The sequence below is a fragment of the Sorangium sp. So ce185 genome, assembly GCF_051526825.1.
In the GTDB taxonomy this organism is placed as follows: domain Bacteria; phylum Myxococcota_A; class Polyangia; order Polyangiales; family Polyangiaceae; genus Sorangium; species Sorangium cellulosum_D.
Genome location: NZ_CP150316.1, coordinates 11,704,215 through 11,730,557, shown reverse-complemented (window position 1 = coordinate 11,730,557; position 26,343 = coordinate 11,704,215). Strand labels below are relative to the sequence as shown.

The 26,343-nt window shown below is 72.8% G+C and carries 20 protein-coding genes; 14 read left to right on the top strand and 6 right to left on the bottom strand.

Annotated features, from left to right (window positions below):
* Positions 1 to 40: 40 nt before the first annotated feature.
* Positions 41 to 838, bottom strand: a complete 798-nt coding sequence (locus WMF26_RS43260; RefSeq protein ID WP_061623802.1) for a UPF0158 family protein — start codon at positions 836 to 838, stop codon at positions 41 to 43.
* A gap of 277 nt (positions 839 to 1,115) precedes the next feature.
* Positions 1,116 to 2,627, bottom strand: a complete 1,512-nt coding sequence (glpK, locus tag WMF26_RS43255) for a glycerol kinase GlpK (protein WP_437997484.1) — start codon at positions 2,625 to 2,627, stop codon at positions 1,116 to 1,118.
* A 237-nt stretch (positions 2,628 to 2,864) separates the two neighbouring features.
* Here glpK and WMF26_RS43250 point away from each other — a divergent pair, with 237 nt between their 5' ends.
* From WMF26_RS43250 to WMF26_RS43205, 10 genes are all read left to right on the top strand, one after another.
* On the top strand, positions 2,865 to 4,793 hold the full coding sequence (locus WMF26_RS43250; RefSeq protein ID WP_437997483.1) for an adenylate/guanylate cyclase domain-containing protein: 1,929 nt from the start codon (positions 2,865 to 2,867) through the stop codon (positions 4,791 to 4,793).
* A 134-nt stretch (positions 4,794 to 4,927) separates the two neighbouring features.
* Positions 4,928 to 5,881, top strand: a complete 954-nt coding sequence (locus tag WMF26_RS43245) for an acetyl-CoA carboxylase carboxyltransferase subunit alpha (RefSeq protein ID WP_437997482.1) — start codon at positions 4,928 to 4,930, stop codon at positions 5,879 to 5,881.
* Positions 5,882 to 5,966: 85 nt separating this feature from the next.
* Positions 5,967 to 6,368 (top strand): hypothetical protein, encoded by a 402-nt coding sequence (locus WMF26_RS43240; RefSeq protein ID WP_437333911.1) that lies wholly within the window; start codon positions 5,967 to 5,969, stop codon positions 6,366 to 6,368.
* Entirely contained in the window at positions 6,365 to 7,378 is a 1,014-nt protein-coding gene (locus tag WMF26_RS43235; protein ID WP_437997481.1) for a Gfo/Idh/MocA family protein, read from the top strand. Before WMF26_RS43240 ends, WMF26_RS43235 begins: the two co-directional genes overlap by 4 nt.
* Before the next feature lie 229 nt (positions 7,379 to 7,607).
* Positions 7,608 to 7,946: a gamma-butyrobetaine hydroxylase-like domain-containing protein gene (locus WMF26_RS43230; RefSeq protein ID WP_020740654.1), complete on the top strand. Its 339-nt coding sequence runs from the start codon at positions 7,608 to 7,610 to the stop codon at positions 7,944 to 7,946.
* Complete coding sequence (yihA, locus tag WMF26_RS43225; RefSeq protein WP_437997480.1) at positions 7,943 to 8,770, top strand: ribosome biogenesis GTP-binding protein YihA/YsxC; 828 nt, start codon at positions 7,943 to 7,945, stop codon at positions 8,768 to 8,770. The genes WMF26_RS43230 and yihA overlap by 4 nt, the downstream gene beginning before the upstream one ends.
* A gap of 210 nt (positions 8,771 to 8,980) precedes the next feature.
* Positions 8,981 to 11,563 (top strand): NADH-quinone oxidoreductase subunit L, encoded by a 2,583-nt coding sequence (locus WMF26_RS43220; protein ID WP_437997479.1) that lies wholly within the window; start codon positions 8,981 to 8,983, stop codon positions 11,561 to 11,563.
* A gap of 7 nt (positions 11,564 to 11,570) precedes the next feature.
* Positions 11,571 to 13,829 carry a complex I subunit 4 family protein gene (locus tag WMF26_RS43215; protein WP_437997478.1) on the top strand — a complete coding sequence of 753 codons (2,259 nt, stop codon included), beginning with the start codon at positions 11,571 to 11,573 and terminating at the stop codon, positions 13,827 to 13,829.
* A 3-nt stretch (positions 13,830 to 13,832) separates the two neighbouring features.
* The gene (locus WMF26_RS43210) at positions 13,833 to 15,353 is read left to right on the top strand and encodes an NADH-quinone oxidoreductase subunit N (RefSeq protein ID WP_437997477.1); all 1,521 of its coding nucleotides are present in this window, start codon (positions 13,833 to 13,835) and stop codon (positions 15,351 to 15,353) included.
* A 159-nt stretch (positions 15,354 to 15,512) separates the two neighbouring features.
* Positions 15,513 to 17,612: a beta-galactosidase gene (locus tag WMF26_RS43205; RefSeq protein WP_437997476.1), complete on the top strand. Its 2,100-nt coding sequence runs from the start codon at positions 15,513 to 15,515 to the stop codon at positions 17,610 to 17,612.
* 158 nt (positions 17,613 to 17,770) lie between these two features.
* Here the strand turns inward: WMF26_RS43205 and WMF26_RS43200 are convergent, their stop codons facing one another.
* A complete protein-coding gene (locus WMF26_RS43200; RefSeq protein ID WP_437997475.1) occupies positions 17,771 to 18,118 on the bottom strand; it encodes a four helix bundle protein in 348 nt (115 codons plus the stop codon).
* Positions 18,119 to 18,321: 203 nt separating this feature from the next.
* Positions 18,322 to 19,131: a TM2 domain-containing protein gene (locus WMF26_RS43195; protein ID WP_437997474.1), complete on the bottom strand. Its 810-nt coding sequence runs from the start codon at positions 19,129 to 19,131 to the stop codon at positions 18,322 to 18,324.
* A 190-nt stretch (positions 19,132 to 19,321) separates the two neighbouring features.
* On the opposite strand from WMF26_RS43195, the gene WMF26_RS43190 reads away from it, so the two are divergent.
* On the top strand, positions 19,322 to 20,446 hold the full coding sequence (locus tag WMF26_RS43190; protein ID WP_437333901.1) for an AI-2E family transporter: 1,125 nt from the start codon (positions 19,322 to 19,324) through the stop codon (positions 20,444 to 20,446).
* Positions 20,447 to 20,515: 69 nt separating this feature from the next.
* Here WMF26_RS43190 and WMF26_RS43185 read toward each other — a convergent pair whose 3' ends face one another.
* Positions 20,516 to 21,265, bottom strand: a complete 750-nt coding sequence (locus tag WMF26_RS43185) for an HAD family hydrolase (protein WP_437997473.1) — start codon at positions 21,263 to 21,265, stop codon at positions 20,516 to 20,518.
* Entirely contained in the window at positions 21,262 to 22,065 is an 804-nt protein-coding gene (mrtC, locus tag WMF26_RS43180; RefSeq protein ID WP_437997472.1) for a myxosortase MrtC, read from the bottom strand. The genes WMF26_RS43185 and mrtC overlap by 4 nt, the downstream gene beginning before the upstream one ends.
* A gap of 228 nt (positions 22,066 to 22,293) precedes the next feature.
* Between mrtC and WMF26_RS43175 the strand changes: the two genes are divergently transcribed.
* The 3 genes from WMF26_RS43175 to WMF26_RS43165 all read left to right on the top strand — a co-directional run bounded on the left by WMF26_RS43175 (position 22,294) and on the right by WMF26_RS43165 (position 26,284).
* A complete protein-coding gene (locus WMF26_RS43175) occupies positions 22,294 to 23,625 on the top strand; it encodes an extensin family protein (protein ID WP_437997471.1) in 1,332 nt (443 codons plus the stop codon).
* 185 nt (positions 23,626 to 23,810) lie between these two features.
* Positions 23,811 to 24,806 carry a serine/threonine-protein kinase gene (locus WMF26_RS43170; RefSeq protein ID WP_437997470.1) on the top strand — a complete coding sequence of 332 codons (996 nt, stop codon included), beginning with the start codon at positions 23,811 to 23,813 and terminating at the stop codon, positions 24,804 to 24,806.
* The gene (locus WMF26_RS43165; RefSeq protein WP_437997469.1) at positions 24,803 to 26,284 is read left to right on the top strand and encodes a serine/threonine-protein kinase; all 1,482 of its coding nucleotides are present in this window, start codon (positions 24,803 to 24,805) and stop codon (positions 26,282 to 26,284) included. Before WMF26_RS43170 ends, WMF26_RS43165 begins: the two co-directional genes overlap by 4 nt.
* Positions 26,285 to 26,343: the final 59 nt, after the last annotated feature.

Genomic DNA, 26,343 nt, shown 5'->3' with positions numbered 1-26,343 from the left:
AGCGCCCCGGCGCCGCGATCGCGGCGCCGGCGGCGCGCCCTCACGCCGTGTCGCTGCGCGACTCGCTCGCGATCTCCTGCGAGGCGGGCCCGGACTCCTCGTCCGCCGGACCCTGGGCCTCGTGGTAGTGGTGCGCGAACGACCGCGCCGCGCGGCGCGCCTTCAGGAACTCCGCGAACGCCGTCAGCGTGTCGAGATCCCGCGGGCCGAGCGCCTCCGCGATGTCGCGGAGGTTCTTGCGCAGGCTCTCCACGCTCTTGCCGCGGCGGGGCTCCCGCACCTCCTCGCGCTCGCGCTCGCGCTCGCGCGGCGGCGGCTCGACCGCGGGCGCCACGGGCGCGGCGGCCTCCGGGCGGGCCGGCACCTCCGGCACCCAGAGCGGGCGGGGCACCGGGTTCAGCGCGTGGGCGCTCAGCCACGCCTCCATGAAGATCCGCAGCCGCTCGCTCCGGAAGGCGAACCAGCGCTCCCGCTCCGGGCCGTAGGACATCAGCACATCCTTGAAACGCCGGAACGCGCCCTTGCCGTCGATCGCCTGGCTGAGCTTCGCCTGGAGCTCCATGTCTTCCACCATCGGGATGTAGCGCTCCATCCACCGGTACTGCTCGCGGGAGCTCACGGGATCGATCCGGAGGTAGTTGGCATCGGCCGCGATGCGCGCGTGCATCTGAGGATCGGCCACGCCGTCGACCACGCGCAGCACGTCGCCCGTGCCGAGGTGCAGGTACGAGTGCACCTCTGGGGCGTTGTTCTCGAAGGCGTCCTCCAGCGCCTCCCAGTCGATCGGGATGTCGCGAACGGCCGTCCCGCCGGCTGAAGCATTCTCGGTAGTCGGCATGTCCTCCTCGTCTCCATCGAAAGCAGCGAGGCGGCGGTGGGCTGGCCGCGCGCCTCGGTTCAAGTGCACCAAGTTTGAACGGAAATGCGCCGTCGTCATAGCACTCTACGCTGGTTGGGGGCTTCTGGGCCTAACTCTCGCAACCTAGGGTTGATTCCTTGATCCGGAAGCCCGTTCGGCCGCCGAGCCGGCGGCGCGATGACGGCTCGGGAGCGAGCTTCGGAAGACCTGGTTCAAGCGGAAAACAGCGTGGAAATTCAGGGGAATCGGGGCGCGATCAGCCGCGCTGCGAGCGCGCGCGCGCCACCGCGTCGGCCCAGCGGCGGAGGTGGGACGCGCGATCCTCCTCGGTCATCGCGACCTGGAAGCTCTGCCCGACACGGGACATGCGGGCCGAGTCCTCCTTCGTCCGGAAGAGGCCGGCGCCGACGCCGGCGAGCATTGCGGCCCCGCGCGCCGTCGTCTCCAGGTCGGTGGGGCGCTCGATAGCGACGTTCGCCACGTCCGCCTGGAACTGCATGAGCAGGTCGTTCGCGGCGGCGCCGCCGTCCACGCGCATCCGGCGCACCGGGTGGCCCAGGTCGTCGGCCATCGCCCGCACGAGATCCGTCACGGAGAGCGCGATTCCCTCGAGCGTCGCGCGGGCGAGGTGCGCCGCGGTCGTGCCGCGCGTCACCCCGACGATGATCCCGCGGGCGTCCGGATCCCAGTAGGGCGCGCCGAGGCCGGAGAGCGCCGGGACGAACGTGACGCCCTCGCTGGAGGGCACGCTGCGGGCGAGCGCCTCGACGTCCGCCGCGCTCTTGATGACGCCCAGGCCGTCGCGGAGCCACTGCACCGCGGCCCCGGCGATAAAGGCGCTTCCCTCGAGCGCAAAGACCACCTCGGAGCCGATCTTCCAGCCCACGGAGGTGAGCAGGCCGAAGCGGCTCCGGAGCGGGCGATCGCCGATGTTGGCGAGCACGAAGGCGCCGGTGCCATAGGTGCACTTGGCGTCGCCCGTCGCGAAGCAGGCCTGGCCGAAGAGGGCCGCCTGCTGATCGCCGGCGATGCCGGCGATCGGGATGCCGTCCGGCAGGTGAGGGAAGCCGCGAGTCGCGGCGATGCGGCCCGCCGACCCGACGATCTCGGGCAGCAGCGGGCGCGGGATCCGCAGCATCGCGAGCATCGCGTCGTCCCAGCTGAGCGACGCGAGGCTCATGAGCAGGGTGCGCGACGCGTTGGTGACGTCGGTCGCGTGCACCGGAGCCCCGCCGGCCGCGTCGCCCGAGAGGCGCCAGACGAGGAAGCTGTCGATCGTGCCGAAGCAGAGCTCGCCGCGCTCGGCGCGCGCGCGCGCGCCGGGCACGTTGTCGAGGATCCACTCGAGCTTCGTGCCGCTGAAGTACGGATCGAGCACGAGGCCGGTCGTCTCCTCGACCGCCTGCTCGTGGCCCGCGGCGCGCAGCTCGGCGCAGCGCGGCGCCGTGCGGCGGTCCTGCCACACGATCGCACGGTGGATCGGCCTTCCGGTCGCGCGCTCCCAGACGAGCGTCGTCTCGCGCTGGTTCGTGATGCCGACGGCCTTGATCGCGCTGCCCGCCACGCCGGCCGCCTTGAGCGTCTCGCCCACGGCGTCCCGAACGCTCTGCCAGATCTCCTCCGGGTCGTGCTCGACGAGCCCGGGCTCCGGGAAATGCTGGCGAAACTCGCGCGTCGCGCGGCCCAGCGTCGCGCCCGCCGTGTCCATGAGGAGGGATGTCGTGCCGGTGGTGCCCTGATCGATCGCGAGGAGGTACGCGGAATCCATGCGGCCGACTAACGCGGCGGCCCGTGGGCGCATAGCCGTTCCAGGCGACACTTCCACACGGATCCCGATTCTGTGTTCTGTACAGATGATCAGTGGTCGCCGCGGGGCCGCCCGGGGCGATCGCGCCGGGCGCGGGCGCGTCCCCGCGGATCAGCGCGGTCGCTTTCCCCGGCCTGTCCTGGACTCCGGCCGGAAAGATTGTCGGTCCGTGCTCGGCTGGGTAATCTCCCAGAACCGATGGCCCGCCTCATCCTGCAGACCGCCGAGGGCCAGCAGGCGATCGAGCTGCGGCCCGTGAACTCGCTGGGGCGCCACCCGAACAATTCCATCCAGCTGCTCGACAAGATCGTCTCGAAGGAGCACTGCATCATCGAGCAGCGGGGCGATCACTTCGTCCTGCGCGATCTCGGGAGCCTGAACGGCACGTTCGTCAACAGCGAGCGTGTCCGGGGCGAAGCGCCGCTCAAGCACGGGGACGAGATCGCCCTGGGGTCCACGCGAGGCCGCTTCGACGATCCGGGCGCGCCGGTCGCCCCGCCGCTCGTCCCGGGCTGGCCTCCCGCGGTGAACCACCAGGGCGCGGCGCCAGCGCCCGGGTACGGACACCCGCCGCGCGAGGGCGCCTACCCGGCGCCGCAGCAGCCGCAGTACCCGCGCCAGCAGCCGCCGCAGCAGGCGGGGGCGCTGTCAGGCACGCCGGCGGCGCCGCCGGTGGCGCGGCAGCCGCCGTACGTGCCGCCGCCCCCGCCGCTGGTCGCCGGGCCGGGCGGGACCGCGCCGCTGCCGGGGCGCTCGGGGGCGCACGGCGGCTCGTACGTCGCGCAGGGCACCCGCATCGACGTGAACGATCAGGCCCGGCAGATCGGCACGCAGATCGCCGCGGTCGACAAGGGGTTCCTGGCGTTCGACCGGATCGCGAACGACATGAACCAGCTGCGCGCCGACTACGAGCGGCTGCGCCTGTCGCACGAGCTGTCCCGCGAGATCGCCGCCGAGCGCGACACGACGAAGCTGCTCGAGAAGATCCTCACGAGCGTCTTCAAGTTCATCCGCGCCGACCGCGGGGTGATCTTCCTGCGCAACGAGAGCGGCGAGCTCACGCCGCAGGCCATGCAGCGGCGCGACGGGACGACGGCGCCGATCAGCGTGTCCTCGACGATCCTGAACCACGTGGTGCACGAGCGCGCCGCGGTGCTGACCCACGACGCGGCGATGGACTTCGCGGCGTCGAAGGGCAAGAGCATGATCCTGAACCGGATAAGCTCGGCCATCGTCGCCCCCCTCGTGGCCCCGCTGCAGCACAACAACGAGGTGCTCGGCGTGCTCTGGCTCGACTCGGAGACGCTCGCGCAGTTCCAGCCCAAGGACCTCGAGCTCGTGACCGCCATCGCCTACCAGGCGGCGATGTTCATCGAGATCAACATCCTCGGGAAGAAGATCGAGAACGAGATCGTCACGCGCGAGCAGCTGCGCCGGCTGCTCTCGCCGAACATCGCCGAGCGCGTGCTGAGCGGCCAGCTCGCCGTGAAGCAGGGCGGCCAGCACGTCGAGGAGTGCACCGTCTTCAACAGCGACATCCGCGGCTTCACGCGCATGGCCGAGAGCAAGAAGCCCGAGGAGCTCGTTGTGATGCTGAACGAGTACTTCGAGCGGATGGTCGACACGATCTTCCAGTTCGAGGGCACGCTCGACAAGTTCATGGGCGACGGGATCATGGCGCTCTGGGGCGCGCCGGTCGCCCACCGGGACGACGCGGTCCGCAGCGTGGAGTGCGCGCTGAAGATGGGCGAGGTGCTCGGCGAGTTCAACCGCGAGCGGCTCCAGCGCGACGAGCAGCCGCTCGCGGTCGGCATCGGGATCCACACCGGGCCGCTCGTCGCCGGGTACATCGGCAGCTCGAAGGCGCTCAGCTACACGGTCATCGGCGACGTGGCGAACACGTCGGCGCGGCTCTGCTCGATCGCGCTGGCCGGCCAGATCGTGATCAGCGAGACCACGTACGCGCAGCTCGGCGGCCGGTTCGAGACCGAGGAGCTCCAGCCCGCCAAGGTCAAGGGCAAGGACAAGCCGATCCCGATCTACAACGTGATCCGGAGCCGGCCGATGGCGCAGGTCCCGGCGAACGCCTTCGCCAACGTCGAGCCGACCAACGCCGCCCAGGAATGAGCGCGATGACGCGACGCCTCCGCCCCGGGCGGAGGGCGCGCGCGTCGTCGCGGGTGCGCGACGCGCTCGACGCGATGCGCCGCGGCAGCACAGCGCCGTAGCCGTCCGCCCGCTGCAGCGTTAGGGTCCGCGCCGTGGCTGCTTCGATTCTACCCTTTGAAAAACCCGTCGCAGAGCTGATCGAGAAGGTGCGGGAGCTGCGGTCGCTCGCCGCGGCCGACCCGCGCTTCGAGCCGGAGCTCGCGCAGCTCGAGGACAACACGGGCCGGCTGGCGCGCGAGATCTTCGCGGGCCTCACGCCGATGCAGAAGGTGCTGCTCTCGCGGCACGCGAACCGGCCGTACACGCTCGACTACGTGAAGCGGCTCTTCACGGACTGGGTCGAGCTGAAGGGCGATCGGCGCTTCGCCGACGACTGCTCGATCGTCGGCGGGCTCGCGACGTACCACGGGCGGAGCGTCGTGGTGGTGGGCCACCAGAAGGGGCGCGGCGCGAAGGAGAACGTGAAGCGCAACTTCGGGATGCCGCACCCGGAGGGCTACCGGAAGGCCATCCGGCTCTACGAGATGGCGGACCGGTTCGGGCTGCCGATCCTGACGTTCATCGACACGATGGGGGCGTACCCGGGCATCGGCGCCGAGGAGCGCGGCCAGAGCGAGGCGATCGGCGCCGCGCTCGCCGCGATGGCGCGGGTCGGGGTGCCGATCGTGGCGACCGTCATCGGCGAGGGGGGCTCGGGCGGCGCGCTGGCGCTCGGCGTCGCGAACCGCGTGCTGGTGCTCGAGTTCAGCTGCTACTCGGTCATCTCGCCCGAGGGCTGCGCGGCCATCCTCTGGAAGGACGGGGCCCGCGCCGACGAGGCCGCGGCGCGGCTCAAGATCACCGCGCCGGACCTCCTGCAGCTCGGCGTCGTCGACACCATCGTCGAGGAGCCGACCGGCGGTGCGCACCAGGACCACGACGACGCCGCGGCGCGGCTCGACAAGGCGCTCTGGGCGACGCTCTCGTCGATGGACGGGCTCAGCCCGGAGGAGCTCGTGGACGACCGGTACCGCAGGTTCCGCGGGCTCGGGTCGTTCGTGGGCTAGGCGGGAGCGAGGCGGCTCGAGGCGGCGCGCCGCCCGGGCGCTACGGCTGGCCCTCCCCGGGCGCCGGGGCTATACGCCATCGCGGATGGACTACGGCAAGGCGACGCGGACGCTGCTGCTCGTGGGCACCAGCGCCGTCGCCGCCGGCGCGGTCCTCTGGGTTCAGTCGCGGTTCAACGCCTCGGATCGCAGGGCGGCGCTCGGCATCGTGCAGCAGTACCGGGCGCAGGACGGCCGGAGCGTGCCGGAGGCGATCGGCGCGCGGCACCCGGGCAAGCCGCCCGTCTGGAGCACCGCCACCGAGTCGGCCTGCTTCCAGCACGTCCGCGTGCGCGCGACGATCGAGGGAGAGCCGCGCGCGGCGTACGACTTCCTCGTCGACATCAACGGGCCGTCGATCCACCCGGGCAACCGCGACGGCGAGGCGATCCTCGGCGAGCTCGGGCGTCCGCCGGCCGAGTCCGCCGCCGCGCCGGGGGCGCCATGAGCGTCCGCGTCGCGCTGCTCGGCTGCGGGCGGTGGGGGGAGAAGCTCCTCCGCGCGCTGTCGGAGAACGCGCGGGCGCGCGTCGTCGCGGTGGCGGACGTCGACCGCGGCCGCCTCGCGCGGGCGCGCGCGCTCGCCCCGCGGGCGCGGCTCGTGCGCACGCTCGACGAGGCGCTGGCCGCGCGCGTGGACGCGGTGGTCGTCGCGACGCCCGCGGCGAGCCACGCCGAGCTCGCGCTGCGCGCGCTCGAGGCCGGCGCCGACGTGTTCGTGGAGAAGCCGCTGGCCCTCTCCGCGGCGCAGGCGGATCGCTGCGCCGCGCGCGCGGCGGCGCTCGGCCGGGTCGGCATGGTCGGCCACCTGCTCCGCTACCACCCCTCGGTGGTGCACCTCGTCGCGCTCGCGCGCGAGCGGCGCCTCGGCGATCTCGTGAGCTTCAGCGCGGCGCGCCTCTCGACGGGCGGCGCCGGCGGCGGGGCCCGCTCGGCGCTCTGGACGCTCGGGCCGCACGACCTCTCGGTGCTGTCGGCGCTCGACCCGAGCCCGCTCGTCGAGGCGCGGGCCCACCTCTCGCCGGGCGGCGAGCACGTCACGCTGTCGGCGCGCCTCGAGAGCGGCCTCACCGCGCAGATCGAGCTCTGCTCGTCGAGCCCGACCAAGGAGCGGCGGCTGCGGCTCGCCGGCAGCGCGCGCGTCGCGGTCTTCGACGACGTGCGCGCGCCCGACCGGCTGGCGCTGCTCGACGCGCGCGGCGTCGCGGCGGGCGCGCTGCTCGGCGAGCGCGCCGAGCGCGCCGAGCGCGACGCGCTCGCGCGCGTCGTCGAAGAGCGCGAGGTCGAGGTGCCGTGGCGTGAGCCGCTCTCGGTGGAGATCGAGCACTTCCTCCGCTGCGTCGAGGACCGCGCGCCGCCGCTGACGCCGCTCGACGAGGGCGCCGCCGTGGTGCGGGTCCTCGAGCGCGTCGAGGCGACGCTCGCGCCGGTCGAGGCCCGGGCGGCCGCGGCGGGGTAGCCGCGGCCGGCGCGCCTGGCGATCGCCGGCGGCGCGCTCGGGAGGGCGCGGCGAGGCCGGCGGCCGAGTCCGGCGGCCCGCGCCGGAACAGGCCCGGAACAGGCCCGGAACAGGCGAGGCCAGCGGGGACGTCGCGAACACGGGAGCGGCGCATTTTGCGACGAGCTGAGCCCCGCCGCGCTTTGCAGCGCCGGATCGGCGTGGTACTGCCGTGCGCCGGAAGGGTACGATGCCGCAGGATCCGAAGCTCACGCCCACGCAGGTCAAGGCGCCGCACGGCGCGCGGGTGATGGAGATCCACTGGGCCGACGGCCACCGCAGCGTCCTCCCGCACGAGATCCTGCGCGGGTACTGCCCGTGCGCGAACTGCCAGGGGCACGGCGGCACGATCAACTTCGTGCCCGGGGGCGATCTGGACGTCCGCGAGATCGAGCAGGTCGGCAACTACGCGCTCCAGTTCACCTGGGGAGACCGGCACGACTCGGGGATCTACACGTTCCGGTACCTGCGCTCGCTCTGCCAGTGCGACGAGTGCAAGCCGCAATTCCAGCCGCCCCGCTCCAAGTGACCACCCGCCGCCCGCCCAAGCCTCAAGCTGCTCCCCCGCCGGCGCGCGCCGAGCGGCAGCTCGATCCGTTCCAGATCGTCGACTCCTCCTTCGTCGCCGGCGCGGCCTCGCTCGCGTCGCTCCCTCCGCCCGTGAGCGCGGAGGTGGCGTTCGCGGGGCGCTCGAACGTCGGCAAGTCGAGCCTCATCAACACGCTGGTCGAGCGCAAAGGGCTCGTCCGGACGAGCTCGAACCCGGGCTCGACGCGGCAGATCAACCTCTACGAGGCCCGGGCGCGCGACGGCGTGGTGTTCCAGCTCGTGGATCTGCCCGGGTACGGCTTCACCCGGCGCTCGAAGGCCGAGCAGGCGGCGTGGGCGTCGCTGATCGAGGGTTACCTGCGCGGGCGCATCACGCTCGCCGCGGTGCTGCTCCTGGTCGACGCGCGGCGGGGGCTCGAGGAGGACGACCTCGAGCTCGTCCGCTTCGTCGAGGCGTCGCGCGACGTGGCGCGCCGGCCCGTGGAGCTGCTCCTCGTGGCGACGAAGATCGACAAGGTGCCCAGCTCGTCGGTGCGGCGCGCGCTGGATCAGGTGTCCGCCGCGGCGCCGCGGGCGGCGAGCGGCGCGCTCCGCCGCGCGGTGGGCTTCTCGTCGATCACCGGAGAGGGCAGGCGGGAGCTGTGGCTCGCGATCCGGCGCGCGACGCTGCTCGGCAGCGCCGCGCCGCAGAGCAGCGGCGCCGCGCCGCAGAGCAGCGGCGCCGCGCCGCAGAGCAGCGGCGTCGCGCCGCAGAGCAGCGGCGCCGCGGGCGGGGACGAGCAGCGGGGGGCGACCGACGGCTGACCTCGCAGCGGTGCGAGGCGCGCGGAGGAGCGGCGTATCTCGCCCCAACGCGGGGCCGATGGAGGTATAGACCCGCCGTCTGGTCCTCCATGAACGTGCGGCTCCTCCGGCTTCGCGGGGGAGTCACCAGAGCCGAACGTTCCGCTGTCGCGCCGCGTCTCGCCGTGCAGGGCGCGCGCCAGCCCACGTTCTCACCGGCTGCCCCCAACGATGCCCGACTACTCCGGCCAGGTCACGCACGTCCACGCGTCGCTGACGCCGCTCTGGTGGATCCCGCTCCTGCCGCTGCTCGGCGCGGCGACGAACGCGCTCTTCGGCCGCGCGCTGCAGCGGAGCGCGTTCGGCCGCGATCTGTCGAAGCGGCTCCACATCGGGAGCTTCGGCGTCACGCTCGTCGCCGTGGGCGCGATGCTGGGCGCCTTCGCCCTCGGGCTCGCGAACTTCGTGGCGCTCGCCGGGCTCGATCCGGAGGAGCGCGCCCTCTACAGCTTCGCCTGGCAGATGGTGCGCATCGGGTCGCTCGACGCGAACTTCGCGTTCGTGATGGACCCGCTGAGCGGCCTCATGACGCTGATCATCACCGGCGTCGGCGCGCTCATCCACGTCTATGCCGCGTCGTACATGGAGGCCGAGCCCTCGTACTGGCGGTTCTTCACGTACCTGAACCTCTTCGTCTTCGCGATGTTGCTCCTCGTCCTCGGGGACAACTTCATCGTGATGTTCTTCGGCTGGGAGGGCGTCGGCCTCTGCAGCTACCTGCTCATCGGGTTCTGGTACCGCGACTACGGGAAGGCCTCCGCCGGCATGAAGGCCTTCGTCGTGAACCGGATCGGCGACTTCGGCTTCGTGTGCGGCCTCGCGCTCCTCTTCTGGGGCCTCGGCGCCAGGTGGCTCGACGACGGCCGGTACCTGTCCGATTACCGCGCGCGCTTCATCGCGGTGGCCGCGGAGGCGCGCGGCGACGGCGGCGCCGCCGGGACGAGCGACGCGCCCGCGAGCAAGCCCGGCGAGCGCCGGGCGCCGCGCGCCGGCGCCAAGGGCTACCTCACCTTCACCGGCCACCCCGGCGCGCGCGTGTACCTCGGGATCGCCGACGCCGCGCAGCTCGCGTCGAACCCGCGGCCGTTCGGCGTGTCGCCCTTCATTCGGAAGGAGATCGACGCCGGGGCGCACTCCGTGGTGATCGTGCCGGGCGACGGCGCCGTGATCGGGGGCGACGGCGTCGAGATCGCCGCGATCGAGCGGATGCGCGTCGAGCCGGGCAAGGAGGTCGTGCTGGCGACCGTGGGCTCGACGGTCACCTTCCGCGAGATCCACGACCAGCTCGTGATCAAGGACGCGGGCGGCAAGGCGTTCCTCAAGGAGGCGCTCGCGTCGAAGACGGTGTGGGGCGTCTCGCTGGTCACGCTGGCCTGCCTCTTCCTGTTCGTCGGCGCGGCGGGCAAGAGCGCGCAGATCCCGCTCTACGTCTGGCTGCCCGACGCGATGGCCGGCCCGACCCCCGTCTCCGCGCTGATCCACGCCGCCACCATGGTCACGGCCGGCGTCTACATGATCGCGCGCCTCAGCTCCCTGTTCTCGCTGAGCCCGGTCGCGGGCGGGGTCGTCGCGCTGATCGGGGCCTCGACGGCGCTCTTCGCGGCCACGATCGGCTTCTTCCAGTACGACATCAAGAAGGTGCTCGCCTACAGCACGGTGAGCCAGCTCGGCTTCATGTTCATCGGGGTCGGCGTGGGGGCGTACTGGGCCGCCGTGTTCCACCTGATGACGCACGCCTTCTTCAAGGCGTGCCTCTTCCTCGGCTCCGGCTCGGTGATCCACGGGATGCACGCGGTGGAGCACGACGAGGCCGCGGCGCAGGACATGCGCAACATGGGCGGCCTCCGCCGCGTCATGCCGCTCACGGCGCGGACGTACCAGGTCGCGTGCCTCGCCATCACCGCCGCGCCGATCCCGTTCTTCGCCGGCTTCTGGTCCAAGGACGAGATCCTCTGGAAGGCGTTCGGCACCGAGAACACCGGCCCGATCCCGGGGCTGCTCATCTACGGGATGGGGCTCGCGGCGGCGCTCTGCACCTCGTTCTACATGTGGCGGAGCTACTACCTGACGTTCGAGGGGCCGCACGCCCGCAAGGAGATCAAGACGAAGGTCCACGAGTCGCCGCCGGCGATCACCTGGGTGCTCGCGGCGCTGGCGGTGCTGTCGGCGCTCGCGGGCGCGGTGTTCGGCTTCTCCAGCCACTTCGTCGGCGGCCACGGCGAGCCCCTGCTCGAGGCGTGGCTCCACCCGGTGTTCGCCCACGCGGACGCCTCGTTCCAGCGCCACGGGCTCGGGCTCGAGCTCGCGCTCATGGCGCTCTCGGTCGGCGGCGCGATCTTCGCCTTCTCGCGCGCCCGCGCCCGCTACGGCGAGCGGCGCTCGGCGCGCTGGGCGGAGGAGGAGCGGCGGCTCCCGGGGTATCGGCTCCTCTCGAACCGGTACTACGTCGACGAGATCTACGACGCGACGGTGGTGCGCGCCGCCCTCTCGCTGCGCCTCTTCTTCGCCGAGATGGACCGGTGGATCGTCGACGGCATCGTCAACGCTGTCGCGGTCCTGACCCGGGCCGCGGCCTGGGTCACGGGCGCCATCGACAGGTACCTCGTCGACGGGGTCGTGAACCTCGTCGCCGAGGGCACGCTGAGCGCGGGCGCGAAGCTCCGCACCCTGCAGACGGGGCGCGTCCAGAGCTACGTCTACTTCCTCCTGGGCGGCGTCGCCTTGATCAGCATCGTGCATTACTTCCTGCGGTGAACGGCGGATGTCGAACCTCTCCTTCGTCAACACGCGCCGCGGCGTCGCCCTCGCGACCCCGGTGAGGTCCACCTCGATGAAGCTCCTGATCCCCCTGCTGGCCGCGCTCTCCGTCGTGCTCGGCGCGGCGTGGCCCGCGGCGGCGCAGACCCTCGATCCGCCGCCGCCGGCGCTCGAGCCGCGCGGCCAGATCGCGCTGCGCGCCGAGGCGCCCGGCGCGCCGGTCGAGCTCGCGGCGAGCGGGCCGGACTACGCCGGCTCGTTCACGATCGAGAACCGCGGCGACGGCCCCCTGAAGGTGACGCGGGTGATCGTGCGCACGTCGCCCGAGGACCCGCGCGTCCCGCCGGGCGTGAGCGCGGAGCTCGAGGGCGGCGGCACAGCGGCGACCCTCCCGCCGGGCGCGAGCCGGAAGGTCGTGGTCCGGTGGAGGACCGAGGGCGTGCGCGCGCGCGAGCTCTACGGGCACGTCGTCGTCGAGTCGGACGCGGTCGCGGCCGGCGCGGCCGGCGTGCTGGAGACACCGCGGACCCTGGCGATGGGCATCCACGCGGAGCGCGGGCGCGGCCTCGGCTTCGTCGGCGACCACATCCTGTCGATCCTGACGTTCCTGCCGCTGCTCGGCGTGGTCGCGGTCTTCATCGCGCACCTCCTGCGCTACAAGGACGACCGCAAGCTCCGGCTGCTGACCGTCGTGCTGATGGGCGTGAACCTCGTGCTCGCGGGGTGGCTCTACGCCCAGTTCGACCGGAGCTTCACGCGGGCCGACGGCAACGACGGCTACCAGTTCATCGAGCACGGCGTGTGGATCCGCTCGCTGAACGTCGAGTACTTCGTCGGCGTCGACGGCGTGTCGATCTCGATGGTCCTCCTGACGGCGCTGATCTCGTTCGTGGGCGCGCTCGCGAGCTACAGCGTCCACGATCAGCTCAAGGGCTACTTCGCCATGTACAACCTCCTCGTCACGGGGATGTTCGGCGTGTTCATCGCCCTCGACCTGTTCCTCTTCTTCGTCTTCTGGGAGGTGATGCTCCTGCCGATGTACTTCCTCATCGGCATCTGGGGCGGACCGCGGCGCGAGTACGCGGCGATCAAGTTCTTCCTCTACACGCTGGCCGGCAGCGTCTTCATGCTGCTCGCGTTCATCTGGTTCTACCTGAACGCCGGCCACACCTACCTCGTCGACGGCCAGGCGACCGAGCGCATCTTCTCCATCCCGGAGCTCTCGCGCGTCGCCTGGGCTGCGCAGGGGCTCGAGATCCTCGGCGTCGCCGCGGTGAAGGTGGTCTGGATCTGGCTCTTCCTCGGGTTCGCCATCAAGATCCCGATGTTCCCGTTCCACACCTGGCTGCCGGACGCCCACGTGGAGGCGCCCACGGCGATCAGCGTGATCCTCGCGGGGGTGCTCCTCAAGATGGGCACCTACGGCATCCTCCGCATCAACTTCACGCTGCTGCCCGAGGCGACGCAGTGGGCCGCGCCGGCGATGGCGGCGTTCGGGGTGATCAACATCCTCTACGGCGCCTTCTGCGCCATGGCGCAGAGCGACCTGAAGAAGCTCGTGGCCTACTCCTCCGTGAGCCACATGGGCTTCGCGCTGCTCGCGCTCGGCGCGATGACGCCGCAGGGCATCCAGGCGTGCCTCGTGCAGATGTTCAACCACGGCCTGATCACCGCGATGCTCTTCACCCTGGTCGGCGTGGTCTACGACCGCGTGCACACGCGCGACATCGACAAGTTCGGCGGCCTCGCCTCGGAGATGCCGCTCTATACGGCGTTCGTGGGCTTCGCGTTCATGGCGTCGCTCGGCCTACCCGGCCTGTCCGGCTTCTGGGGCGAGGCGATGACGTTCATCGGCGCCTTCGCGCGCTACCGCGCCCTCACGATCCTCGCCGCCGTCGGCGTCATCATCACCGCGGCCTACCACCTCTGGGCGCTCCAGCGGATGTTCCTCGGCACGTTCCGCGCGTCGTGGCGGCAGAGCAAGTATCTCGAGCCGTTCGGCGGGAAGTTCCCGGAGATCAACGGGCGAGAGCTCGCGTCGATCGCGCCGCTCGCGGCGCTGGTCCTCCTCCTCGGCTTCTGGCCGCGCCCGCTGCTCAGCCTCATCGACCGCGGGGCCCTCGAGGTGCACCGCCTCGTCGACAGGCCGGGGCCGTCCCAGATCGCCGGCGCGCCCGGCGTGGACAGCGGCGCGCCGGCCCGCGCGGCCGCCCCGGGGGAGGGCGGCGCGGCGGGCCGACGCGCCCTCGCCAGCGCCAGATAAGCCGTGGAAACGCGCACCTTCGACAACGTCGCGAGCCTCCCGTACTTCGCGCCGGAGCTCGTCCTCATCGCCGCCGCCCTGCTGCTCGTCGTGTGGGACCTCGCGTCGCCGGCGCGCCTCAAGATCGCCGGCCTCGTCGTCATCAGCCTCGCCGCGCTCGGCGCGTCGGGCGGGATGGGCGCCTACTTCCTGGCGACGGGCGCCGGGCCCCACGAGCTCTTCTACGGGATGCTCGCGTTCGATCGCTTCTCCAACCTGTTCCGCGTGATCTTCGCCTTCGTCACCGCGGCGATCGTCCTCTTCGCGGTGCCCCCGAGCGGGCCGGGGGCCGCGCCCGAGCTCCGGCGCGACGTGGGCGAGCTCTTCACGCTGATCCTCGTGCTCTCGCTGGGCATGAACCTCATGGCGGCGAGCCGCCACCTGCTGCTCATCTACCTGTCGCTCGAGCTCGTCAGCGTGATCAGCTTCGTGCTGGCGGGCTTCAAGATCGGCGACGCGCGATCGAGCGAGGGGGCGCTCAAGTACGTCATCTTCGGCGGGGTCGCGTCGGGGATCATGCTCTACGGGATGAGCTGGATCTTCGGCATCACCGCGTCGATGCACCTCGGCGAGTGCGCGGCCCGGATCGCCGCGCTCACGGCGCAGCAGGGCAAGGTGCCCGAGGTCGTCTTCGTCGGCACGGCCTGCATGCTCGCGGGCTTCGGCTACAAGATCAGCGCGGCCCCGTTCCACATGTGGACGCCGGACGTGTACGAGGGCGCGCCGACCCCGGTGACCGCGTTCCTCTCGGTCGGGCCCAAGGCCGCCGGCTTCGCGGTGCTGGTCCGCTTCTTCTCGGACGCGCTCGGCGCCGGGAGCGCGCCGTCCGGCGTCGCGACGCCGTGGCCGGTGCTCGCCGGGTGCCTCGCGATGGCGACCATGACCGTCGGCAACCTATCGGCGCTCGGCCAGGAGAACGTGAAGCGCATGCTCGCCTACTCGAGCATCGCGCACGCCGGTTACATGCTGCTCGGCTTCGCCGTGTTCAGCGACGCCGGCGTCGCCGCGATCGCGTTCTACATCGTCACGTACTGCTTCATGAACCTCGGCGCGTTCATGGTGGTGATGGCCGTGGCCGAGCAGAGCGGCGGGGACGAGACGCTCTCCGCCTTCCGGGGGCTCGGGCGTCGCGCGCCGCTCGTCGCCGCGGCGATGGCCGTGTTCCTGGTGTCGCTCACCGGCCTGCCCCCGATGGCGGGCTTCGTCGGCAAGTTCTATCTCTTCTCGGCGCTGCTCACCGCCGGCGGCCCGTGGCGCTGGGTGATGGCGATCGTCGGCGTGGTGAACAGCGTGATCTCGCTCTTCTATTACGCGCGCGTCCTCCGCGCGATGTACCTGGAGCAGGGCGAGCGCGCCGAGCCCGCGGCCGTGCGGCCGCTGCTCGGCGCGACGGCGTGCGCGCTCGCGGTTCCGACCGTGCTGCTCGGCGTCTACTGGGCGCCCGTTTACGACTTCGTGGCGCGCTCGCTGACGATGCTGCGCTGAGCCCCGCGCGGTCGAGCGAGCGCGCGGCCGCCCTCCTCGACCGGCGCGCTCGCCCGATCGCACGCGGCGGTATCGATCTCCCTGCGATCCTTGCTAGTGTGCGCGCGCGTGGCCACGACGCAGGACGCGAGCTCTCCAGAGGAACGTTTCACGCGGGGGGTGCGCCTCGTCCCAGGCGGCCTGGACATCGGCGGCAAGCTGGTCCCGCTGTACGCCGGCACCCTGCATTACTGGCGGCTCGACCCGTCGGACTGGCGCGCCTGCCTCGAGGCCACGCGCGCGCTCGGCGTTCACCTGATCGACATCTACGTGCCTTGGGCCGTTCACGAGACCGGTCCGGGCCAGTTCGATTTCGGCCAGCTCGACGTGCGCCGCGACGTCGGCGCCTTTCTCCGCCTCGCGCACGACCTCGGCTTCTACGTCATCGCCCGCCCGGGCCCGCACATCAACGCGGAGCTCACCTGCTTCGGCATCCCCGAGCGCGTCATCTGGGATCCGAGCTGCCAGGCCCGCTCCCCGCGGAACAACCCGGTCGTGCTCCCGATGCTCCCCTACGGCTTCCCGGTCCCGAGCTACGCGAGCAACGCGTTCCACGACGAGGTCGCCCGTTACTTCAACGCGCTCGCCCCGGTGCTCAAGCCGCACCTCTATCCGGACGGGCCGATCGTGCTCTTCCAGATCGACAACGAGGGCGCGCTCTACTTCCGCGACGGCGCGTACGACCAGGACTACCACCCCGACGCGATCTCCCTGTACCGCGACTTCCTGCGCGAGAAGTACCGCACGATCGAGGCGCTCCAGCGCGCGTACGCGCGGCGGGCGGAGCCCGCGCCCGAGGGCGCCGTGGCCGAGGACGCCGGCGCCGCGCTCCTGCGCGCCGTCGCCCGCGAGCGCGCGCCGGCCGAGGAGGGCGACCTGCGGTTCGCCACGATCACGCCGCCGGTCGCGTTCGACGCCGAGGCGCCGGCCGATCTCGCGCGCCACCTCGACTGGAGCGAGTTCCACGAGCACCTCCTCGAGGTCGCGATGGGCCGCTTCGCGAAGGCGCTCGCCGCGGCCGGCCTCGACGGCTTGCCGACGATGCACAACTTCCCGATGGGCCAGGACGCGACGCCGCTCAACCCGGCGCGCATCTCGCGCGTCGTCGACCTCGTCGGCCTCGACTACTACAGCGTCGCGAGCCCGAGCAGCCGCCAGATCATCGCTCGCCGGACGAGCGAGCTCGCCGTGCGCTGCGAGGCGCTCTCCCTGCCGCCGTTCGCGTGCGAGATGGGCGCCGGCTTCCCGCCGTTCTTCCCGCCGCTCGAGGAGCGCGACAGCATCTTCGTGATGATGGCCGCGCTCGCGTACGGGCTGCGCGGGTACAACATCTACATGGCGGTCGAGCGCGATCGCTGGATCGGCGCGCCGATCGATCCGCACGGCCGCCCGCGCCCGTTCGCCGCCTTCTGGCGGAAGCTCGCCGCGGCCCTCGAGGCCACGAGGTTCCACGCGCTGCGCCGCCGGGCGCCGGTGCGCATCGTCACGCCGCGCACCGAGCGCCGGCTCACCCGGGTGATGCACGCCTTCGGCCCGCTCACCGGTGCGTTCTTCTCGATCATGAACTTCGGGCCGCGCGACCGTTGCCTCGAGGACGACGTGGGTCTCGGCTACCCGCTCGGGGTGGAGCCCGACACGTTCGTGCGCGCGTTCGAGGAGGCGCTCGACGCGCGCGGCGTCCCCTACGCGCACGTGGGGGGCGAGGATCGCGACATCTCGCTCGCCGGGGCGCGCTGGGTCATCTGCGCGACCTCGGGCGGCCTGAGCCCGGATCTGTTCGCGCGGCTCGAGGCGACGGCGGGGCAGGGGACGTTGATCACGCTGGGCCCGCGCGAGCCGGCCTTCGACGGCGCGTTCCGTGCGCTCCCGCAGCCTTACGATCTGCGGCGGCTCCTTGCCCCCGGGCAGAACTTGCCTGCGCTCCTCCAGGACAACCCCGCCGCGGCGGACTCCGCGGTGTCGCGCGCCATCGACGCGCTCGGCCTGCCGACGTTCGCGTGCGATCCGGACAGCGTGTTCGCCACGCTGCACGAGGATGCGTCCGGCGCGCCGCGGGTGCTCTTCCTGTTGAACCCCGGCGACGCGGACGTGGTCGCGCGGGTCACCGTGAGCGCGGCGCGCGCGCGCGACGTGCTGGACGACGCGCACTTCGAGGCGAGGCGAGGGGCGCTGGAGGTGCGGCTCGTTCCGCGCTCGGTGCGGATGCTGGCGCTGGAGTGATGGCGTGAGGGAGCGAGGCTGACCGTTTCGGTGATTCGGGCGGCGCGTGCGGAGAGGCCCGCTCGCCGTCTTCCGTCTCCCGTCTCCCGTCTCCCGTCTCCCGTCTCCCGTGCTCGTCCTTCGTGCGCGTGCGCGTGCGCGACCATGTCGTCATATGCTCACCCGCGGCACATTCTCGTGAGCATAGCGACGATTCGAGCCAGCAAGCTCTTCGCATCTTCCGCTTCAGCGGGCGCCAGAAAGCCCGCCACGCGGCACACGTCCATCAGCGCGCCGCATTCCATCGCGGAGCCACGGGCAATTGCGTAGAAGCGCGCTCGGTCCGGCTTCGCGGGTTTTCCTGAGCCTTCTGCGATGTTTAGTGGTACCGAAATGGCTGCGCGTTTGAATTGCTCACGAAGCTCTCGCTCTCTACGAGGCAGATACGTGACGAGACGAAGTGCGAGGGTCAAGAACTCGATAGAGCGGTGATAGACGTCCAGGTTTTCGTGATCGAGGAGAGCCATGCTTGCGAGATCGTCACGGGTGCCGGCTCAGTTGCGTGGAAACGGATGACTCTGGGCAGAGAGGGATGAGCGGAGCGCGCACGCGCACGCGCACGCGCACGAAAGACGAGCACGGGGACGGGGACGGGGGACGGGGACGGGAGACGGATAGACTCCGCCAGTTTCAGCGACGGGCTGTTCTCCTCCGCTCAGGTGTAGTCGCCTCAGCGGTCGAACTTCAGCGAGTTGCCCTCGGCGTCGCGGAAGCGCCCCATTCCGATCATCAGCATGTCGATCAGCGACCAGATGCCGAGTCCACCGCACGTCAAGAGCTTGGCGATGCCGAGCCCGGTCTGTCCCAGATAGAAGCGATCCGCGCCCAGGCTGCCCAGGAAATACGAGAGCAAGAAGACCGTGGACTGGCTCTTGGTCGGGTAACCGACGGGCGCGTCGCGCTTGAGCACGAGGCCCTGGGCATCTCGCATCGAGCCGGTGCCGATCAGGATCAGATCGATGAGGGTCCAGAAGCCGAAGCCGCCGCACGTGAACAGCTTCAGGAGGCCGAGCCCGGTCTGACCGAGGTAAAGGCGGTCGGCGCCGAAGATCCCGAGAAACGCCGCGAGCAGGAAGGCAGTCGCCTGATCCTTGTCGGAGTAGAGCTGCATCGCTCCCGGCGGGGGCGGCCCGCCGCCGTACGCGGGCGGCGGCCCCCAGCCGCCTGCGGGCGGCCCGCCCTGTCCTCCTCCGGGCGGCGCCCCCCATCCCGCGCCCGGCGACGGGTATCCCCCACCCGGCGGCGGGTATCCTCCGCCCGGCGGCGGGTATCCCCCGCCCGGCGGCGGAGATCCCCCACCCAGCGGCGCAACTCCCCCACCCGCGGGCGGGTATCCCCCTCCCGCCGGCGCACCGCCGCCCGGCGCCACTCCCTGGCCGCCAGGCGGGCTCGACCCCCAGCCGCCGCCGTTCCCCCAGCCCCCGCCGCCGTTTCCCCAGCTTCCGCCCTCGGGCGGAACCCCGCCACCGCTCGTGCTCATCTTGCTTCCTCCAGCTGACGCGGCGGTGAAGGCGCCGTCGCCTCCGCGGTCGTCGGCCGAGCTTGACTGTATCCCGGAATCGCCGCGCTGCGCTCGCGGAACGCGGAAATCGCTGGTGGTCGCCGGAGGCCCACCCTACCTTGGCCCCGGAGGCCGCTGAACGCGGCACAACGAGCAAGCGCACCCGGCGATGAACCAAGATACCCAGTCGGATCGATGGCTGTCGTTCGCCCTCCGCGCGGGGCTCGTCGCGCTGTTCTTCTGGATGGTGAAGGGGCTGCTCGTCCCCGTCCTGCTCGGCGGCCTCGTCGCGCTCCTCGTCTCGCCGCTCCAGCGCCGCCTCTCGCCGCGACTCGGCCGCTTCCGCCAGTTCGCGCCCGCGATCTCCACCGTCGGCGTGGTGATCCTCGTGTGCATCCCGCTCGCCGTGATCATCATCGAGGCCTCCGCCTCGATCAGCCGCTTCTTCGCGCGGGACTGGTCCAGCACCATCGAGCGCGTCCAGGGCCTCCTGAACGACGGCCGGTTGACGGGGCTCATCAACAGGGCAGGCCTGTCCGGAGACGACATCCGCACGTACGTGAGCAACCTGTTCCAGCGGGTGGGCAGCTCGATGGCGAGCTTCGCGGGCGGCATGGTCGCCGCGGTGCCGCAGACGATCGTCGACGCCTTCCTGTTCATCGTGGCGCTCTACTACCTGCTCCGCGACGGCGGCCTCTTGCTGCGCTGGCTGCTCACGCAGTCGCCGTTCAGGAACGAGGAGACCGACGTCCTCTTCGCCTCGATCCAGGACACGGTGCACGGCGCCGTCCTCGGCCTGCTCGCGACGGCGGCCGTCCAGGGGACGCTGACGACCGTCGCGCTCTTCGTCTGCAAGGTGCCGGGCGCGTTCCTCCTCGGCCTCCTCGCCACGCTGCTCTCGCTCGTCCCCATGATCGGCACCACGCCGGTGACGGTAGGGGCGGCGATCTACCTGTTCGTCATCGGGCGCATCGGCGCCGGCATCGGCATGTGCGCCGCGGCCGTCCTCGTCGGGCTCTCGGACAACGTGATCAGGCCGTGGGTCCAGAGCTCGCACGGCGGGATGCACCCGCTCATCGCCCTGCTCGCCATCTTCGGCGGGCTCGAGCTGTTCGGCGCGGCAGGCATCTTCATCGGTCCGGTCGTCGCCGCGATCGTCCTGTGGGCGGTCAACACCCGCTCGAGCCTCTCCCGCGCGAGCCTCCCGGTGGGGCCGCTGTCGTCGCGGCCGCCGCCTTCGTTCGGCTCGCCCACCTCGCGGCCGCCGCCGGGCTCTCGACCGCCGCCCGCGTGACGCGACCGCGCGGCCGCGTGAGGCGCCCGCGCGGCTACGTGAGGCGACCGCGCGCCGCGGCCGGCGCGCTCACCAGCGCTCGATCCGGTAGCCCCGCCGCTCGGCGACCCGGCGCAGCCGGGGATCGGGGTTGACGGCGATCGGCTCCGCCACGAGCTCGAGGAGCGGCAGATCGCTGATGCTGTCCGTGTAGAACGTCGCGTCCTCCAGCCGGAAGCCCTGCGCCTCGGCCAGCGCCCGCGCGCGCGCGACCTTGCCCTCCCCGAGGCAGAGCGGGGGCGCGGCGCGGCCCGTGAAGTGCCCGCGCTCGTCGATCTCGAGCTCGCTCGCGACGAGGTGCTCGATCCCGAGCCGCCTGGCCAGCGGTCGCGCGGTGTAGGGCCACGCGCCGGTCACGATGGCGCACAGGTCTCCGGCCGCTCGATGCCGCCGCACGGCCTCGCGCCCCCCGTCGGCGATGTGCGGCTCGACGTGGAGCCGGAACCAGTCGTCGCAGCGGGCCGCGAGGACGGTCTCGGGCACGCCCCGGAGCGCGAGCAGCGCGCGCTCGGCGACCTTCTCGGCGTCGAGCACGCCGAGCGTGTATTGCCCGACCCAGTACAGGGTCCGCAGGAGATCGCGCGCGGTCGCCTCGCCGAGCTGGCGCTGGTACTTCACGTAAAGGCTCGCCGTCTCCTTGCGCAGCAGCGTGCGATCCATGTCGAACAGCGCCGCGCGCCGGCGCGCGACGCGGCCGTCCCGCGGCGCGGCGCCGTCCTGCCCCGCCCGGCCGCCGCCGCGCGGGGAGCCCGGCGCCGTGTCGTCCGACGAGGTGCTCACGGCGCGTGAAGGTAGCCGTTCGCGAGGGTGAGCGAGAAGAGGTTGCAGGCCGCGTGGAACAGGAGCGGCGCCCCGATGCCGCCGGTGCGGGCCCGCAGCCACCCGAAGACGAGCGCGGGGAAGAAGACGGCGAGCCGCGCGGGGTGCACGATCGTGAGCACGTGGCCGAGCGCGAAGATCGCCGAGGAGATGAGCCACGCCGGGCCGAGCGGCGCGCCGAGGACGCGGACGCGCGGCGGGAAGACGCGGTCGAGGGCGCTCTGGAGGTAGCCGCGGAAGAACGCCTCCTCGGGCAGCGCGACCACGAGGAGCTGCGCGGCGATCTCGTCGGCGGACGGCGGGCGCAGCACGAACGGCGAGGTCACGCCCCAGTACAGCCGGTAGCCGAGCCAGAACGGCGGGAAGACGATCGCGGCGACCAGGGCGGCCCAGGCGACCGCGCGGAGCGCGGCGCGGGCGAGCCGCGCTGCCGAGAGCGGCGCGGGCTCGAGGACGCCCCCGAGGGACAGGCCGTGGGCGCGGATCGTCGCCTCGTCGTACCGCAGCACGAGCCAGTACGTCGCGGCGAGGAACGCGAGGCCCACGAGCGTGCCGGCGTAGCTCTTCGGCGCCGCGTAGGACGCCGCCGTCACGGCGGCGGTCGTGATGGCCGCGGCGAGGAGCGCGCGCGCGGCGGTCGGCTCCGGCGGCCGCGGGCGCTCGCCGTGGAGCGCGCCCGCGTCGGCCGGCGCGCCGGGCGTCTCGGCGCCGGCTCGGGGGTGCGCGTGGCGGCTCGGTTCGAAGGGCGTCGGTGGTTGCAAAGGCGTGTTCGTCGCGGAGGGGATGCGCGCGGGGATCGCGCCGTTCTGGGCGCCGCGCGCCCAGCGTAACCGCGAGCACGGCGCTGCGCGACGGTCAGCGCGGCGGCGCCGCGATCGCGCTGCTGCTCACCGGTCCAGCCGTCGCCGTTTTTTCGCCTTCCTGCCCGGTCACGTTAGAGTGCGTCCGCTGTGGCGTTTTCCCGACTTCGCTGTCTGCTGAAGCCGCTGGTGGGCGCGCTGCTCGCGTCCGTCGCGACGCTCGATCCGGCGCCCGCGCTGGCCGCGTCGCCGTTCCTCGTGACGCCGGAGGCGAGCGTCGCCGAGGCCTCCCCGGCGTACCGCTACGCCAACATGACGGACGACGAGGCGCTGGCCGAGCTGGATCGCCGGAAGATCCTGTACCTCAGGGTGGATCACGCGCCCGGGGTGCGCGCGCCGATCCGGCTCACGGGCCGGCTGAACGGCGTGTACTACCATTCCGTGCTCCCGCCCGAGCAGCGCGTGACGAGCATGTTCGAGATCCTGGACGCGCGCCTCGCGCTCGCCCTCGACGATTTCGCGGCCGTGCTCATGCGGCACGATATCGACGAGGTCGTCCATTACACGATGTATCGACCCAACGTGCCGATGCCGGGCCGCGAGCGGGGAGACCACGAGGGGGAGCACGCGCACGGGGCCGTCGAGGCGAAGGCCGCGGACGGCGACGCGCGCAAGGAATCGACGATGCCCGCGCCTCCGGTCGAGCTGGGCAAGAAGGGCGCGCTCGATGGGACGTCGAAGGCGCCCGAGGAGCGCCCGCGACGCATGAAGGAGAAGGGCGCGGCGGGGGCCGGCGCGAAGGAGAAGGGCGCGGCGGGGGCCGGCGCGAAGGACAAGGGCGCGGCGGAGGCCGGCGCGAAGGACAAGGGCGCGGCGGAGGCCGGCGCGAAGGACAAAGGCGCGGCGGGGGCCGGCGCGAAGGACAAGGGCGCGGCGGAGGCCGGCGCGAAGGACAAGGGCGCGGCGGAGCCCCCTCGAAACGCCGCGTCGAGCGCGCCGGACCCCCAGGGGCGGACGACCGCGGTGCGCAGCGCGCCGGCCACGGCAGCCGGCAAGGCAGGAACGCGACGCTCTGCGCGCCGCAAGCCCGCGGCGTCCCGGGCCACGGCGTCCGCGAGCAAGCGCCGCGGCGACGTGGCGCTGCGCAGCGACGCGGGCCAGAAGCCCCGCGGCGACGTGGCGCTGCGCAGCGACGCGGGCCAGAAGCCCCGCGGCGCGTGGGCTCCGCCCGGCACGCGTCACCCGGCCGGCCTGGCCATCGACGTCGGCGCGCTCAAGAAGCGCGACGGCACCTGGATCAGCGTCGCGCGCCATTTCCACGGCCGCATCGGGGACAAGACCTGCGGCGAGGGGGCGCCCCAGCCCGAGCTCCCCGAGGCACGCGAGCTCCGGTCGATCGTGTGCGAGGCGGCGGACCTCGGAATTTTTACATACGTGCTGACGCCCAATTACAACGCGCCGCACGCCGACCATTACCATATGGAGATCAAGCCGGGCGTCCGGTGGTTCCTCTATCACTGAGCGCGCCCCGCGCCCCTGTACAGCCCTGAACGGCGCGCCGCGCCCACTGCACATCCGTTGATTGCGCGTTTTTTGGTGAGCTGAGCGGTTTGTCCGCGCAACTCCCGCCGCGAGAGCGACGATTCCCTTCCCGAACGAAGGCGCCGGCGCTCCGCCGCGCGCCCCCGCAAGGGAGGTCGACGGACATGGTGCAAAAGCGAGAAGGACAGCCGCTCCCGGGGACTTCGTACCGCCTGCTCCAGAGGATCGGGGCAGGCTCGTGCTCCGAGGTCTTCGAGGTGACGGGGCGCCGCGGTCAGCTGCGCGCGCTCAAGCTGCTCCGCGCCATGCACGAGGGGGCGAGCGAGGTCGGCGCGCGCCTCGTCCAGGAGGGGCGCGCGCTCTCGACGCTGAGCCACCCGAACGTCGTGAAGGTCGAGGAGGTCGGCGTGACGAGCGACGGCCGTCCCTTCCTCGTCATGCCGCGCCTCTTCGGCGAGACGCTGCGCGAGCGGCTCGACGCGCGCGGGCCGCTCGCGATCCCCGCCGCCGTGCGCATCGCCATCCAGGTGCTCGGCGGGCTCGCCGCGGCGCACCGCGCCGGCATCATCCACCGCGACATCAAGCCGGCCAACGTCTTCCTCGCGCAGGTGAGCGGCGCCGAGCAGGGAGCGGCCGATCTGGAGAGCGGGCCCTCCGCGCCCGAGGCCGAGCACGCGGTGCTGATCGACTTCGGCATCGCGAAGGTGACCCGCGAAGGGCTCGGGCCGCCGACGGGCTCGAACGTCCTCGGCACGCCGCGCTACCTGTCGCCCGAGCAGATCCGGGGCGAGGATGTCGACGCGCGCACCGACGTGTACGCGGTGGGGCTCCTGCTGTTCGAGGCGATCACCGGGCGAGGGCCGTTTCCGGTGGTCGACTCGATGGCGGTGATGCGGGCGCACCTGAGCACGCCGGCGCCGCGGCTCCGCTCGCTCCTCTGGGTCCCTCCGGCGCTCGACCACGCGGTCGCGCGCGCCCTCGAGAAGGACCCGGGGCTCCGCTGGCAGACGGCGGACGCGATGGCCGCCGCGCTCGCGGAGGGAGAAGACGGCGGCCGGGAGACGGCCGCGCCCGACGGCGCGGGGCAGGCCGCGCCATCTGGCGGCGCGCGCGGCGCGCGCGGTGCGCGGGCGCAGCTCGCGGACGGAGGGGCGCGATGACCGGCGCGACCGCCGACGGGCGCACGCTCCTGTACGCGCCCGGCGCTCTGCGCGCGCCGCAGGCTCCTCGCGCGCGGCCGCCGCGCGCGCTGGGCGAGGTCGAGCTGTCCGAGGACGCGCGGCCATTGCACGCGCTGGGCGAGGTCGAGCTGTCCGCGGACGCGCGGCTGCTGCGCGCGCTGGGCGAGGTCGAGCCGTCCGAAGGCGCGCGGCTGCTGCGCGCGCTGGGCGAGGTCGAGCCGTCCGAGGACGCGCGGCCGCTGCGCGCGCTCGCCGAGGGCGAGCCGATCCACGGCACGCCGTACGTCGTGGTGCGCCTGCTCGGCCAGGGCGGCATGGGCGAGGTGTACGAGGTCGAGCACCGCGAGCTCGGCCGCCGGTTCGCGGTGAAGCTGCTGCACCGCTGCCACGCCGGCCGCAGCGATCTCTCGGCGCGCATGCGCGCCGAGGCGCGCGCGATCGCTCGCCTGCGCCACCGGAGCTTGCCCGAGGTGTTCGATCTCGGCACCACCCGAGGCGGCCGCCCCTACTTCGCCATGGAGCTCCTCGAAGGGCGCGACCTCAGGACCGAGCTCGCGCGCCTCGGCGTGGTCGCGGTCCCGACCGCGCTCGGCCTGGTCCAGCAGGCCCTCTCGGCGCTGTCGCTCGCGCACGCGGCCGGCATCGTCCACCGCGACCTCAAGCTCGAGAACCTGTTCTTGTGCGACGACGGCACGCTCAAGGTCCTCGACTTCGGCGTCGCCAAGCTCCTCCACGCCGGCGCCTCGCTGACCGCCCCGGACGCGGTCATCGGCACGCCGAGGACGATGGCGCCGGAGCAGTGCGCCTCCCTGCCGATCGATCCGCGCGCCGACATCTACGCGATGGGCCTCGTCCTCTACGAGCTCGTCGCCGGGCGAGGCCCGTTCGACGAGCTGCACGGCCGCCGCGACGCGCTCCGCATCGCCCACTGCGAGCGGGAGCCGCCCCCGCCGTCGCGCTTCGCGCCGCAGGCGATCCCGGCCGCCCTCGATCGGGTGATCCTGCGCGCCATCGCGAAGGCGCCCGAGCACCGCTTCCAGACGGCCGACGACATGGACGCCGCCGTGCGCCGGCTGCGCGACGGAGCGCCGCACGGCGCGGCGGAGGCAGCCAGCACGGCGGAGCTCACCCCGACCGCCTTCGACGTCCCCACGGCCCGCGCCGCCGCGCCCGCCGCCGCGCAGCGCCTCCCGCCGCTCGCCTCGCAGGGCGGCGGCCGCGCCGTCGCCGCGCCCCTCGCGCGCCGCCCGCCGTCGCGCTCGCGGCGGCGCGCATGCACGGCGCCGCGCGCCGCCCGCGCCGCGTCGCGCGCTGCCGCCCTCGGCGTGTGCGCGCTCGCCGTCGCGTCCGCCGCGCTCGGGCTCACGCTCGCGGAGCGCTGGCTCGCGGCGGGCGATCACCCCGCGCCGACGCCGTCGGCGCCCGCCGCGGCAGAGGCGCGCTCGGCTGTAAGGTAGCCTCGTCGAGCCCGTTCTCCGGTCGACACCGCAATGCGGAGTGGAGGGACCATGAACCG

Coding starts and splice junctions, on each gene's coding strand:
- WMF26_RS43260 (WP_061623802.1), bottom strand. CDS start 838: ATGCCGACTACCGAGAATGCTTCAGCCGGCGGGACGGCCGTTCGCGAC.
- glpK (WP_437997484.1), bottom strand. CDS start 2,627: ATGGATTCCGCGTACCTCCTCGCGATCGATCAGGGCACCACCGGCACG.
- WMF26_RS43250 (WP_437997483.1), top strand. CDS start 2,865: ATGGCCCGCCTCATCCTGCAGACCGCCGAGGGCCAGCAGGCGATCGAG.
- WMF26_RS43240 (WP_437333911.1), top strand. CDS start 5,967: ATGGACTACGGCAAGGCGACGCGGACGCTGCTGCTCGTGGGCACCAGC.
- WMF26_RS43235 (WP_437997481.1), top strand. CDS start 6,365: ATGAGCGTCCGCGTCGCGCTGCTCGGCTGCGGGCGGTGGGGGGAGAAG.
- WMF26_RS43230 (WP_020740654.1), top strand. CDS start 7,608: ATGCCGCAGGATCCGAAGCTCACGCCCACGCAGGTCAAGGCGCCGCAC.
- WMF26_RS43220 (WP_437997479.1), top strand. CDS start 8,981: ATGCCCGACTACTCCGGCCAGGTCACGCACGTCCACGCGTCGCTGACG.
- WMF26_RS43215 (WP_437997478.1), top strand. CDS start 11,571: ATGTCGAACCTCTCCTTCGTCAACACGCGCCGCGGCGTCGCCCTCGCG.
- WMF26_RS43200 (WP_437997475.1), bottom strand. CDS start 18,118: ATGGCTCTCCTCGATCACGAAAACCTGGACGTCTATCACCGCTCTATC.
- WMF26_RS43195 (WP_437997474.1), bottom strand. CDS start 19,131: ATGAGCACGAGCGGTGGCGGGGTTCCGCCCGAGGGCGGAAGCTGGGGA.
- WMF26_RS43190 (WP_437333901.1), top strand. CDS start 19,322: ATGAACCAAGATACCCAGTCGGATCGATGGCTGTCGTTCGCCCTCCGC.
- WMF26_RS43170 (WP_437997470.1), top strand. CDS start 23,811: ATGGTGCAAAAGCGAGAAGGACAGCCGCTCCCGGGGACTTCGTACCGC.
- WMF26_RS43165 (WP_437997469.1), top strand. CDS start 24,803: ATGACCGGCGCGACCGCCGACGGGCGCACGCTCCTGTACGCGCCCGGC.